The organism is Streptomyces sp. OfavH-34-F, from assembly GCF_022347745.1.
Lineage (GTDB): Bacteria > Actinomycetota > Actinomycetes > Streptomycetales > Streptomycetaceae > Streptomyces.
The window spans coordinates 26,871-38,991 of record NZ_JAKRGC010000024.1 but is presented as its reverse complement, the minus strand read 5'-3'; the positions used below and the strand labels follow the sequence as shown (position 1 = coordinate 38,991).

Annotated in this window: 10 protein-coding genes; 2 read left to right on the top strand and 8 right to left on the bottom strand. The window is 73.4% G+C overall.

The genetic code is table 11. The features are described 5' to 3' along the window. Positions 1-552: EsaB/YukD family protein (locus MHW47_RS07215; RefSeq protein ID WP_308381525.1), on the bottom strand; the 552-nt coding region annotated here is incomplete at its 3' end. 174 nt (positions 553-726) lie between these two features. Here MHW47_RS07215 and eccCa point away from each other — a divergent pair. Together eccCa and MHW47_RS07205 are read left to right on the top strand one after the other, a co-directional pair. Next, complete coding sequence (gene eccCa / locus MHW47_RS07210) at positions 727-4,716, top strand: type VII secretion protein EccCa (RefSeq protein ID WP_239221790.1); 3,990 nt, start codon at positions 727-729, stop codon at positions 4,714-4,716. A gap of 46 nt (positions 4,717-4,762) precedes the next feature. After that, a complete protein-coding gene (locus tag MHW47_RS07205; RefSeq protein WP_239221789.1) occupies positions 4,763-5,080 on the top strand; it encodes a hypothetical protein in 318 nt (105 codons plus the stop codon). Positions 5,081-5,118: 38 nt separating this feature from the next. On the opposite strand, the gene MHW47_RS07200 is transcribed toward MHW47_RS07205, so the two are convergent. From MHW47_RS07200 to eccB, 7 genes are all read right to left on the bottom strand, one after another. Further along, positions 5,119-6,372 (bottom strand): S8 family serine peptidase, encoded by a 1,254-nt coding sequence (locus MHW47_RS07200; RefSeq protein WP_275448947.1) that lies wholly within the window; start codon positions 6,370-6,372, stop codon positions 5,119-5,121. 17 nt (positions 6,373-6,389) lie between these two features. After that, complete coding sequence (locus tag MHW47_RS07195) at positions 6,390-7,709, bottom strand: WXG100 family type VII secretion target (RefSeq protein ID WP_239221787.1); 1,320 nt, start codon at positions 7,707-7,709, stop codon at positions 6,390-6,392. Between the two features lies 1 nt (position 7,710). Beyond that, on the bottom strand, positions 7,711-8,190 hold the full coding sequence (locus tag MHW47_RS07190) for a hypothetical protein (RefSeq protein ID WP_239221786.1): 480 nt from the start codon (positions 8,188-8,190) through the stop codon (positions 7,711-7,713). A gap of 27 nt (positions 8,191-8,217) precedes the next feature. Beyond that, on the bottom strand, positions 8,218-8,499 hold the full coding sequence (locus tag MHW47_RS07185) for a WXG100 family type VII secretion target (RefSeq protein ID WP_239221785.1): 282 nt from the start codon (positions 8,497-8,499) through the stop codon (positions 8,218-8,220). Between the two features lie 90 nt (positions 8,500-8,589). Further along, positions 8,590-8,940, bottom strand: coding sequence for a WXG100 family type VII secretion target (locus MHW47_RS07180; RefSeq protein ID WP_239221784.1), 351 nt, complete (start codon positions 8,938-8,940; stop codon positions 8,590-8,592). 75 nt (positions 8,941-9,015) lie between these two features. Continuing rightward, positions 9,016-10,278, bottom strand: a complete 1,263-nt coding sequence (gene mycP, locus MHW47_RS07175; protein WP_239221783.1) for a type VII secretion-associated serine protease mycosin — start codon at positions 10,276-10,278, stop codon at positions 9,016-9,018. 56 nt (positions 10,279-10,334) lie between these two features. Then, a complete protein-coding gene (eccB, locus tag MHW47_RS07170) occupies positions 10,335-11,870 on the bottom strand; it encodes a type VII secretion protein EccB (protein ID WP_239221782.1) in 1,536 nt (511 codons plus the stop codon). Positions 11,871-12,121: the final 251 nt, after the last annotated feature.

The window sequence follows — 12,121 nt, the reverse complement described above, 5'->3', positions numbered from 1 at the left end:
CGGCGCGATGTGCTGCCGGCGTTCGTGTCCGTGGTGCCGGTCGCGGACGCCCGCGCACACGGCGAGCAGGCCGCCCACGACGGCGGCGACGATCCCCGGCAGCCCGTGCGTGTCGTGCCGGACCGGGTCGGCGCACCACAGCACGAGGCCGGTGAGGACGAAGAACAGCGCCCCGCCGAGGAGTCCGGCCGAGCCCAGGAGCCCGTCGTGCCACAGGGCGCGGTCGCGGCGGACGGCGGAGGCGACCGCGTCGGCGACGTCGTCGAAGACGGCCGGCGGCAGCGACTCGGTGAACGGGCGGAGCCGCAGCACGTCGCCGTCCAGGACGCGCTGTCCGCCCAGCGTGCGGGCGGCGTCCACGACGGTGTGGTCGCGGCGGGTCAGGTGGTAGCCGGGTGGGGCGCCCGGCGGCGCCTCCTGGCCGGTCAGCCGCAGGATCTCCGGCAGGAGGTCGGCGACGGGGACGTCGTCCGGCAGGGCGACATCGACGCGGCCGTCCGGCGCCACGACCGTGACGCGGCAGAAACCCGCGGTGGTCACGGTCGAACTCACCCGCACAGCCTCCTGGTTCGCTGCTCCACACCTCTGCGGTTCCGGCCGCGCCGGGGAGAAACCCCGTACCGCCGCAGGTCGTTAGCGTATCCGGGCCGTTCCGCCCCCCGATCACGGTCGGCGCGCGGAGCCGGGCCGCTGCCAGGGAGGACCGGCCCAGGGACTGAGGCACCAGTGACCCACATCGTCGTCAAGCGCCCGCCGCGCACCATGCCGCCCGCGCCCGACACGGCCGAACTGCGGCTGGCGCCCCCGCCGGAACTGCCGCGCGGGCAGCAGGAGGGCATGGCCATGCAGCTCCTGCCGATGCTCGGCATGGGCTCGTCGGTGGTGTTCTTCTTCATGCCGGGCGCACATCCGTTCACGAAGGTCATGGGCGTGGTCATGCTGCTGTCCACCTGTGCGATGGCCGTGGCGCAGGTGGTGCGCCACCGCCGGGGCACCCACGGCCAGGCGGCGCAGGGCCGCCGGGACTACCTCACCTACCTGGCCCGGATCCGGCGCACGGTGCGCCGCACCGCCGCCGCCCAGCGCGACGCCCGGTTCCACCTCCACCCGGACCCCGGCCAGCTGTGGTGCCTGGTCGCCGAGGGGCGGCGGCTGTGGGAGCGCCGGATCTCCGACGACGACTTCGGGCAGGTGCGCGTCGGGCTGGGCCCGCAGCAGCTGTGGACGCCGCTCGTCGCGCCGACGACGGCACCGGTGGAGGAGCTGGAACCGCTGGCGGCCGGCGCCCTGCACCGCTTCCTGGCCGTCCACGGCTCGGTGGACGGGCTCCCCATGGCGGTGTCCCTGCGCGCCTTCTACCACCTGGTGGTCTCGGGCGACCCGGAGGCGGTACGCGGCCTGGCCCGCGCGATGGTGGCCGCACTCGCCGCGCTGCACTCCCCCGAGGACCTGACGGTCGCGGTGGTCGCGGCGCCGGACGCGGCGGACCACTGGGACTGGACGAAGTGGCTGCCGCACACCCAGGTCCCCGGCACGACGGACGGGGCCGGCACCAAGCGGCTGTTCGCCGACGACCCGGCCGAGGTGGCGGCGCTGCTCCACAGCACCCTGGACGGCCGCCCCCGCTTCCACCGCGAAGCCGCCCCGCTCCTGGACCGACCGCACGTGGTCGTCGTCCTGGACGGCGCGGCCGTGCCACGGGACTCGCCGTTCGCCTCGGCGGAAGGGCTCCAGGGGGTCACCGTCCTGGAGCTGGTGCCACGGGACCTGGCGGAGCCGCGCGGCGGGCTGCACCTCGCGGTGCGGCCGGACCGGCTGCGGGTGGAGTCGGCCGACGCGGTCTACCTCGGCACGCCCGACCTGCTGGCCGTCGAGTCGGCGGAGGCGCTGGCCCGCCGGCTCGCCCCGCTCCGGCCCGGCGGCGACGGGGACGACGACGAACCCCTCCTCGCCGGGCTGGACTTCACCGAGCTGCTGGGCATCGGCGACCCCGCGGCGGTGGACCCGGACACGGTGTGGCGGCCCCGCCCGGCGGCGGACCGGCTCCGGGTGCCGATCGGGGTCGGCGAGGACGGCTCCCCGGTCCTGCTCGACCTCAAGGAGGCCGCGCAGGGCGGCATGGGCCCGCACGGTCTGTGCGTCGGCGCGACCGGCTCCGGCAAGTCCGAGCTGCTGCGCACCCTGGTCCTCGGCCTGGCGGTCACCCACTCCCCGGAAACCCTCAACTTCGTCCTGGCCGACTTCAAGGGCGGCGCCACCTTCGCCGGGATGTCCCGGCTCCCGCACGTCGCCGCGGTCATCACCAACCTGGCCGACGACCTGACCCTGGTGGACCGCATGCGGGACTCCCTCACCGGGGAACTCCAGCGCCGCCAGGAGCTGCTGCGGGCGGCCGGCCACTACGCCCACCTCACCGACTACGAGCGGGCGCGCGCCGCCGGCGCCCCGCTGGAGCCGCTCGCCTCACTCGTCCTGGTGATCGACGAGTTCAGCGAACTCCTCACCGCCAAGCCCGACTTCATCGACATGTTCATCCAGATCGGCCGCATCGGCCGCTCCCTGGGCGTGCACCTGCTGCTGGCCTCGCAGCGCCTGGAGGAGGGCCGCCTGCGCGGCCTGGACACCTACCTCTCGTACCGGATCGGGCTGCGGACCTTCTCCGCCGCCGAGTCCCGCACCGCCCTGGGCGTGCCCGACGCCTACCACCTGCCGTCGGTACCCGGTTCCGGGTTCCTGAAGTACGGCACCGAGGGGATGGCCCGGTTCAAGGCCGCGTACGTGTCGGGCGCCTGCCGGCCGGGTGCCGCGCCGGCCCCGGGCGACGGGGGGCCCGCCATCGACCGGCGCCCCGTCCTGTTCACCGCCGCCCCGGTCCCGGTGCACCACCCGGAGCCCGGGCCGGACGCCCCGTTCGTACCACCCGTACCGGCGACACCGGACGCGCCTGGGGACACCGTCCTGGACGTCATCGCGGACCGGCTGGAGGGCCAGGGCCCCCGCGCCCACCGGGTGTGGCTGCCACCGCTCACCGCGGCCCCCTCGCTCGACCGGCTGCTGCCCGCGCTCTCGGTGACGCCCGCGCGCGGCCTGCACGCGCCCGGCCACCCGGGCAACGGAGGGCTCGTGGTGCCGTTCGGCCTGGTGGACAAGCCGTTCGAGCAGCGCCGCGACCCCCTCGTCCGCGACTTCTCCGGCGCCGCCGGGCACATGCTGGTCGTGGGCGGCCCGCGCTCCGGGAAGTCCACCCTCCTGCGTGCCCTCGTCGGTGCCTTCGCCCTCACCCACACCCCGTACGAAGTCCAGTTCTACGGGCTGGACTTCGGCGGCGGGGGCATGGCCGCCGTCGAGGGCCTGCCGCACGTCGGGGGCGTCGCCTCCCGGCTCGACCCGGAGCGGGTCCGCCGCACGGTCGCCGAGGTCGCCGGCGTCCTCAACCGGCGCGAGGCGCTCTTCCGGGACCGGGGCATCGACTCCATCACCACCTACCGCCGACTGCGCGCGGCAGGCCGGCTGCCGGACGAGCCGTGGGGCGACGTCTTCCTGCTCATCGACGGCTGGCAGTCCTTCCGGACGGACCACGAGTTCCTGGAGCCCGTCGTCGCCGACATCGCCGCCCGCGGCCTGGGCCTCGGCGTCCACCTCGTCGCCACCGTCTCCCGCTCCCTGGAGATGCGCGCCGCGCTCAAGGACCAGCTGCTCAACCGCCTGGAACTGCGCCTCGGTGACCCGGCCGACTCCGAACTGGACCGCAGGGCCGCGAGGAACGTCCCGGTCTCCGCACCGGGGCGCGGACTCACCGCGGACGGGCTGCACTTCCTGAGCGCCCTGCCCCGCACCGACGACTCGGCGGGCGGGGGCGGCGACGACCTGTCCGACGCCACCGCCGCGTTCGTCCGCTCCGTCACCGACGCCTGGCCGGGACCGCCCGCCCCCGGGGTCCGGATACTGCCCAGGACGCTGGCCGCCCGCGACCTGCCGACCGGTGGCGGCGGTGGAGGCGCTGGGGGTGGTGGGGGCGGTGGGATCGCGATCGGCATCGGCGAGATGGACCTCGCCCCGGTGCGCGTGGACTTCGACACGGACCCGCTGTTCGCGGTCTTCGGCGAGCCGGAGTCGGGGAAGACGGCACTGCTGCGCCTGCTCGTCCGGCAGATCACCGCCCGCTACACCCCCGCCGAAGCCCTGATCTGCGTCGGCGACTACCGGCGCGGCCTGCTGGAATGCGTGCCGGAGCCGTACCTGGTCGGCTACGCCACGACCCAGCACGCCCTCGACTCGTACCTCGGCGACATCAACACCCTCATCGGCAGCCGCGTCCCCGGCCCGGACGTCACCCCGCAGCAGCTGCGGACCCGCAGCTGGTGGCGCGGCCCGCGCGCCTTCGTCGTCGTGGACGACTACGACCTGGTCGCCACATCCTCCGGCAACCCGCTGGCCCAGCTCGTGGACAACCTGCCGTTCGCCCGGGACACCGGCGTCAACTTCATCATCGCCCGCAGCAGCGCGGGCGCCGGACGCTCCGCGTACGAACCGTTCGTCCAGCGCTTCAAGGAGCTGGGCGCCCAGGGCGTCGTCCTCTCCGGCCACCCCAACGAGGGCGAGCTCCTCGGCAACGTGAAGGCCCGCCCCCTGCCTCCGGGCCGCGGCGTCTTCGTCCCCCGCCGGGGCACGCCGACCCTGATCCAGACGGGGTGGCTGGCGCCGGACCCGGACTAGGGCCTGCTGCGAAAGTGCTGGTCGCGCGGGTTGTTAAGGTCCGGGCATGACGCGGCTGAAGATCGAGATATCTGTTCCCGAGAGTCATGCGGAGGCGGTGATCGAGGCTCTCCACGCGGCCGGTGCGGGACGGGTGGGCGAGTACGCACGGTGTTCCAGCATCTGGAAGGTCACCGGCAACTGGCAGGCCCTGCCTGGCGCGCAGCCGTACGACGGCGAGGTGGGCGTTGTTCAGCACAGCGAAGAGTGCCGGATCGAATCGGTCTGTGACGCGGATCAGGCGAGCGCCGTCCAGCAGGCCGTCCGCGCTGCCCACCCCTACGAGGAAGCGGTCATCCACTTCCTGCCCTTGTACGAGCCGTAGGCAACGCCGGCGGGGCACGCCCGTCGCGTCCCGGGCGATCAGGCCCTTGGCGTCTGCCTCGGCCCGGAGTGGGGTGAGGATTCGGGCGACAGGCCCCGGCGGCGCCGCGATGCGCCCACGGCGACGGCCACGACGACTGCGGCGAGGGCGACCCCGGCGGCCGTCCAGACGCCCCGGGCGACGGAGGCCGGACTGCGGTCCGCCACGACCGGCTGCGCCGCAGGGGTCGCGGTGCCGCCGGGCGCGGACGCGGTCGCGCGGGGCGCGCGTGCTGCGACGAGGGGGTTCACGTCGGCGGGCCCGGGGTCGCCGGGATCACCGAGGACGGCGATGCGGGGACGAACCGTGCCGTACCCGATGTAGCGACTGGGCACCGCACCCTCGGTGGGCCTGGCGGCGGTGTTCATCAGGACCCGCAACACCTGGTTGCCGGTCCAGTCGGGGTGCATGGACCAGATGAGGGCGGCGGACGCGGACGCGAGGGCGGTGGCTTGGCTGGTGCCACCGCTGTCGCAGTAACCGGCCATGCCTCCGCCGCAGCGGACCGGGATGTCCTCACCCGGCGCGGCCAGCGCCACCTGGGGGCCGGAGACCGAGTACGGGGCGACGGTCCCGGCCTCGTCCACGGACGCGATGCCTGCGACGCCGGGGGTCGCTGCGGGGTATCCGAGTTCGTTCCCGGACTCTCCGGAGTTCCCGGTGGCCGCCAGCAGCAACTTCCCCCGCTGAACGGCGTAATCGACGGCTTTCTGCATCTGTTCTCGCTCATCGTCCTTGAGCACGTAGTCCTCGAAGCCCAGCGACATACTGATGATCTGGGCATCGCTTCCGGTGGCGTACCGCAGGGCTTTGATCACCGCAGAAACGCTGTTCGTGCCAGCTTCCTTAGACGACCCGAAGACGGTCAATGGGAGGATGCGGGCATCGGGAGCAAGGCCCTGCACGCCCTGGCCGTTCACCCCGCTCCCCGCGATGAGCATCGCCATCCCCGTGCCGTGGCCGTCCTTGTCCTGGTGCGCTCCCCGCTCGGGCTCCACGAAGTTCCTGCCCTGGAGTACCTTTCCCGTCAACTCAGGCACGGTGGGAATCACCCCCGTGTCGAGTAAAGCGACGGTGACTCCTTCACCCGTGCTGACCTTCCACATCTCGGGCGCCTGCATCCGGTCCAGGTACCACGCGCGCTCACGCAGGGTCTGCGCCGTCGCAGCCGGTGCGACAGCGCCACCAATGAGGAGCAGGGTGACGAGCGCTGAGACCGGCCCCTTCTTCCGTCGCTCGACCGCTTTCCTCATGCCATCCACCCGTGTGCCTAGCCGATTACGGGCGGGACCACCCCGCCATCACCCCGGGACCAGATCTCCTCGTCCTCGGTGAGGTAGCCCGGGATTGCGCCGTCCCCTTGCGTACGCCGCTGAGGGCCTGTGCCCGTAGCTGCCTGCACGAGACCGCTGCCACCTGGCGTGAACTCCCGCCCCGCTCCCGCTGCGCGGGGCGTCCGCACCGTACCGCCGGGCCTGGTGGTCAGGCGCTGCGAAACGCCCGTGGTGCCGCGTCCCATCGGCGAGCCGACGCCTCCGATGCCGTGGCTGCCCATCATTCCGTGGCCGATCACGGGCCGGGTCGGTGTCCCGCCATGGATGCCCGGATCAATCCGCGCTGTCCCGGGTGGCCGGATGTTCTCGCCAGCCCCCTTACTCACTGGGCCCGTCGGAACCGCGCGCCGTGTTGCCCCACCACCCAGCGCTGTTGGCCTCGGCTGTGACGAAGAGACGGTGAGTGGAATCGGAGTTTGTCCGCCAGCATCCACCAACGCCTGCGGCGCAGGGCCGCCCGAGATCAAATGCGTCGCAATGCCCGGGGCTTCCGGCAGGGTCGCTGCGTCGAGGTGCGTGCCTGCGGCGTTCGGGGCTTCGAGCACCACAGGCACTTGCTGTGGTGGGTATGTGGAGGCGCTGGCAAGGGGCGGCGAGTAACCCTCGAGAGGCACCCCGGTGCGCCCGCTACGCGCGTGGGAGACCGAGTGCGCGGTCGGAGATCGCTCGGATGAGGCGTACGGGGTCATCCAGGTATCCCACCCGCCCCGCGGCATCACCTCCGCCGGCAGCGGGCGGAAGTTTGGTTCTTCCTGTTCAGCCAGCGTCCGTCGTGCCATCAAGTAGTACGAGGCGAGCTTGTTCATCTGGGGGATTGCCTCGTTCCGGGCCTTTTCCACCGCCTCCAGCCGGGCCTTCTCCTTGTCCGGGTCCGCTTGGCACGCCGCCCTCGCCTCCGGGTGGGCGCGCATCGCTGCCGTGACCTCGCTGAGGGCCTGGCCGGCTGTTTGGAGCGAGGTGCCGGCCGCGCCCGCGTAGTCGGCCAGTTTGAGCGTCTCCTTGGCGAACTCGTCGCCCCACTCGTGGAAGGCGTCGCCGCCCTTGCCGTGCCAGGCGGTGCGGCTGACGTGTTGCCGGAGTTCGGTGCCGATCTTCTCCAGCTCCGCCTGCGCGTCGACCAGGGCCGTGCCCCGGTCCATGATCGCGGCCGGGTCCACCCCGTGGATCATGCGGAGCATGTCCTCGTACGGCATGTGCTCGAAGTCGGTCGTGTCGTAACTGGCGTCGAGCGCCGGCAGCCTGCCCCGGGCGCCCACGCTAGAAGCCCTCGGGGCCGCTGGACGTGCCCTCGCCCAGGGCCGGTCCGGTTGCCGGCGGTGCAGGTGGCCTCCGGTAGCCGGCCGCGACGCGCTTCTGGATCGCGTGCAGGCGATCGGCGTACTCCTGATCCACGTTCTCGTAGCCCCGGTCCGCGAGGGCGACGGTGAGGCCCATCGCCTCCAGCTGTTCGCCGAGCGTCCTGGAGAGCTGGGTCAGGCGCAGGTGCACGACCTTGTAGGTGAGCGACAGCATCATCGCCTCCGCGAAGTCGGTGCCGTACGCGGCGGTTCCGAGCCGCTGTTCACCGAGGCGGCCATGGGCGGCCGGTGAGGCGTCGAGGGTCGTGAGGAGCCGGTCCACGCGCGTCTTGAAGTGCTTGAGCGACTCCCCCGACGCGGCCAGGTCCGGCGCACCCGGGCGTCCGCCCGGACGGGACGGGTCGTGCGGCGGTGCGTCGCCCGGAAGTGGTGATCCCATGCCGGCCTCCCCCGTGTGGGCCCCTGATCAGGCGTGGAAGCGCCGGGACTGGGCGAGGTCGTTCGCCGCGTAGCCCTCCGTCGCCTCCACGAGCTTGTTCGCAATCGTCACCAGCGTCCCGTGCATGTGGGTCACCTTGAGGTCCCAGCCGCTGTGGCGGTCGTAGAAGGCCCGCTGGGTCTCACCGTCCCAGGTGGCGACGACGGCCCTGACCTTGGCGTTCAGCTCGTCGAGCTGGGTCTTGATGGCGTCGGCGGTCGTCCGGACCTGGTGGGCCGCGTCGATGACGCCGGAGTACGTGATCTCCATGGGAACGGTCTGTCTCCTGAGCGCAGGTGCTGTACGGGTACGGGAACGGGGCGGGCGCGGCTACGGCTACGGCTACGGCTACGGCTACGGCTACGAGACGTGGAAGCGGTCCAGGATGCCGTTGCTTCCCGTGTGGTCGGCGCCCGCCAGGCCCTTGAAGCTGTTGAGGCGCTCGACCTCTTCGGCGTCGAAGCCGTCGCGGCTCATCCGCACCGCCTCCTTCGTGAAGGCCAGCAGTTCCTTCAGGTTGCGCACGTCGAGGTTCACCTGCGTCTGGAGGCCGTTGTACGCGTTGGCGGCGACGCCCTTCCAGTGGCCTTCCACCGCGTCGATGACCCCGTTGAGCCGGGTGATCCTGGCTTCGAGGGTGTCGTGCATATGGCCCAGCTCGATGACGAGCCGGTCGATCTGGTCGGACGAGAGCTTGAGCCTGTCTCCCATGACGTGCCTTCCCCCGGGAGCGAATCGTGCGGTCACAGGCCAGCTTAACTACACAGAGCTACCATTCCAATACGTTCAGCCATCGAACTCCGGGCGCTCCTCCTCCCGCGTACGGGTCAGCGCCCCGACGCCCGCGATCACCGCGCCGAGCGCGCCCGTCGCGGCCAGGACGTAGGTCGCGAGCCGGGTCGTGCGCTCGTGCGGGGTCTCCCCCAGCCGCAGCGGCACCGGTTCGGGCGCGACCGGCCCGTCCGGGACCGCCCGGTCCGGGGCGGCCGCGCCCGCCGGGTGGTCGGTGTCACTGAGCGCGCGCACCGGGTCCACCACGCCCCAGCCGACGAAGTCGTCCCGGCCGTTCACCGCGCGCGAGGCGGTCCGTTCGATCCGCGTCACCACCTGGCGCTGCGTCCAGCGCGGATGCGCGGCCCGGAGCAGCGCGGCCACCCCGGCCACGTACGGCGCGGCGAAGCTGGTGCCGTTGTCCACGCATTGGCCGCCGCCGGGGACGGTGGACACCATGTCCACGCCCGGTGCCGCGACGCCGATGAAGTCACCGGCCCGCGAGAACGGCGCCCGTTCGTCGTTGCGGTCCGACGCGGCCACCGCCAGCACGCCCGGGTACGCCGCCGGGTAGGTCTTCCCGGTCCGGGCGACGAGCCCGTCGTTGCCCGCCGACGCGACCACCACGATGTCGTGCTCCAGCGCCTCGCGCACCGCGCGCGCCAGGTCGGAGTCGGCGCGCATGGGCCGTGCCGTGTCCTGGGAGATGTTGATGACCCGGGCGTCTTCGACGATGGCGTGGCGGATGGCCGTGGCCAGGGTCGCTGCGGTGCCGGTGCCCCGGTCGTCGTTCTGCCGGACGGGGATGATCGTCGCCTCGGGGGCGAGGCCGACGAACCCGGTGCCTTCGCGGGGGCGGGCCGCGATGATCCCGGCGACCTTCGTGCCGTGGCCGACGGGGTCGGTGGTGGCGCCGCCGTCCGGTCGCGGCGCCGGGAGCAGGTCGAGGCCGGCGGCGCGGTCCACGGCGGTCCGCAGCTGCGGGTTGGCGGTGTCCACCCCGGTGTCGATGACGGCGACCCTGACGCCTTTGCCCCGGGTGTCCTGCCAGAGCTGGTCGAACACCAGCCGCTGGAGCGACCAGGGGCGGCCCCGGATCTGCCTCGGCATCGGAAAGGTGCACGCCCCGCTGCCCTCGGCGCCCGTGCGCGGCACGGTGTCCACGGCCGCCGCCGGTACGGCGGCCAGGACCGGCAGCCCGCCGCCCGCCGCGAACGCCAGCAACACGGCGGCGGCCGCCGGACGCACCGGGAGGCGGATGACGCCGCGCCCGCTCATCTCGTACCCCTCGTGCCCGCGCTCACCGACGCCCCGGCCCCACCGCGTTCCCGCCCTCACGAACTCTGCGGCTGACGTGCGCCGTTGGTGTCCAGGCGGGGCCCCCGGGGCAGCAGGTTCGACCAGGTCTCCGGCACCGGGACCGGCTCGACGTCGCGGTAACCGAGCCTGATCTGCGCCTGGTTCACCTCAGCACCCGCACCACCCCCGTGGTCGCCGGTCTCCGAGGGCGCGGCCCCGCCGTCGTTGTTGGCCCGCACGGCGTACCGCAGTCCCGTGTCCGTCACCAGGAAGAGTGAACCGGTGGTGGGCGACGCACCGCTGAACTGCCGGTACAGGACCCCGCTGCCCGGGGTGACGTACGCGCTGGTCGCCCCGTCCAGGGAGCTCACCGGGTAGCGCGGCCCGGCCCAGGTCGTCAGCTCGGCGGCGCCTTCGGCGTCGACGCCGTGCAGCACGTTGCAGACGGTGCCCGTCCGGGCGGCCGTGTCGTTGGCCTGGACGGGGATGTCCTGCGGCCAGCCCTTCGATCCGTAGAACTCCTGCGGTGAGGGGGTGAACGACTGCGGGGCCACCTCCACGGCCCTCGCCCGCTGGCCCAGCACCTCGGCCTCCGGGCTCGTCAGGAGCAGCCGGGCGACGAGGGCGGAGACCGGTGCCACCTCGCCGGGCAGGACGACGTAGTGCTGCATCCCGGTCCCGGCGACGGCCTTCAGGACCGTGCCCACCTTGTTCAGGCGGGGGTCGAGGCCGTCCACTCCGGCCGGGTCGCCGACCGTGCCGGGCAGCTTCGGGAAGCCGATGGCGGTGCCGGGGCGCAGGGTGCGCAGCCAGTCGCCGGTGACCCGCTGGGGCTGGGCACCGTCGCCGAACAGGGCGCGGCGCAGCACCTCGTCGCGGGCCGGGGGGCGGTCGCCGCCGCTGGTCCCGACGGCGTGCCGCGTACCGTCCGGTCCGACCAGGTAGCGGGTGCCGTCGGCGCCGTCCGCCCGGACGTAGAGCGCCTGTCCGTCGTGCAGCCGCCCCGTGCCGCCGACCTTGCCGGCCTCCCGGTCGGCGAGCAGGAGGACGGCCTGCCGCACGGTGTGCCCGGAGCCGGGCCCCGGCTGCTGGCAGACCGCCCACAGCTTGCGGCGCCCCGCCTCGGCGGCGTCGGGCAGCCGGTCGGGGGCGTACGGGATGCCGAGCACCGGGCCGCGCCGGAGCGTGCCGCCGTCGAGTACGGCTTCGGGGACCTGCATCACCGAGGAGCGGTCCGGGTCCAGCAGCAGGCGCGCCGAGGCGAAGTTGAGCACCGGGTGCAGGCGCTTGACGCCCCTGGTCTCCAGGACGACGTAACGGGTGGTGGACGCGCTGCCGACGATGACGTGCGCGCCGGCGGCGCTCCAGCCGGCCGGGACCTGGGGGTCGAAGACGCCCCAGGCGCCGAATCCGGCCAGCAGCAGCGCGCCCGCCACCAGGCTCGGCACGACGGCGCGCAGCGGGCGGGGCGCTGCCTCGTCGGTGCCGGCGGCCGAGGGGCGCAGAAAGGCGGCGACCATCCGCTTCTTCGCGAAGGTGTGGGCCTGGAGTTCGTCACGCCGTGATGCCATCTGCCGGACTTCCCCCGATTGTGCGCCTCGCGAATCGCCACCCACTATGCCCGCTCGACCGCTCCTCCGTCCTACAGGCCCCGCTTTCGGGTGAGTTGGCGGTTGCGTGCCGGTTTGCCGATAGCGTGAGCCCGCTCGCGGACGGCGAAGTGCCGTGACGGCGAGGCGCGGTGACGGCTAAGTGCGGTGACGTGGAAGGGGCGTACCGGGGATGAGCGGGGCGACGGGCGCGGTGGCGCGGTTACGGGCGC